This window comes from Burkholderia sp. BCC1999 (assembly GCF_905339975.1).
In the GTDB taxonomy this organism is placed as follows: domain Bacteria; phylum Pseudomonadota; class Gammaproteobacteria; order Burkholderiales; family Burkholderiaceae; genus Burkholderia.
This window is the reverse complement of the sequence record NZ_CAJPHP010000069.1, coordinates 1-578: the sequence shown is the minus strand read 5'-3', so window position 1 is coordinate 578 and position 578 is coordinate 1. Positions and strand designations below refer to the sequence as shown.

1 protein-coding gene is annotated in these 578 nt (G+C 65.9%); it reads right to left on the bottom strand.

Annotation, left to right across the window (positions count from 1 at the left end; all coding sequences use genetic code 11):
• Window positions 1-17 precede the first annotated feature (17 nt).
• Window positions 18-578 (bottom strand): aminotransferase class I/II-fold pyridoxal phosphate-dependent enzyme (locus U5809_RS34595; RefSeq protein WP_322089855.1); only part of this gene is annotated, 561 nt, incomplete at its 5' end.

Genomic DNA, 578 nt, shown 5'->3' with positions numbered 1-578 from the left:
TGCCCGTCGCCGGTTTCTTACAGCGAACGCAGCCGCCGCGCGCCTTCGACCAGCGTCGCGTCGTCCTTCGAAAAACTGAGCCGGATCACGCCGGCATCGGTGCCGTCGGTATAGAACGCCGACAGCGGAATCGTCGCGACGCGCGCGTCGCGGATCAGGCGCAGCACGAAATCGCTGTCGCTTTCATCCGAGAAATGCCGGAAGCGCGCAAGCATGAAGAACGAGCCTTCGCTCGGCAGCAGCTCGAAACGCGAATCGGCCAGCTCGCGCGCGAGCAGGTCGCGCTTGGCCTGGTAGAACGCCGACAGGCCGAGATAGCTGTCCGGCCGCGCGAGGATCTCCGCGAACGCGATCTGCATCGGCGTATCGGCCGAGAACACCATGAACTGGTGCACCTTGCGGATCTCGTCCATCAGTTCGGCCGGCGCGAGGCAATGGCCGACCCGCCAGCCCGTCACGTGGAACGACTTGCCGAACGACGACACGATCACGCTGCGCTCGGCCAGCTCGCGATGGCGCGCGACGCTCTGGTGCTGCGCGCCGTCGAACACGACGTGCTCGTAGACTTCGTCGGACAG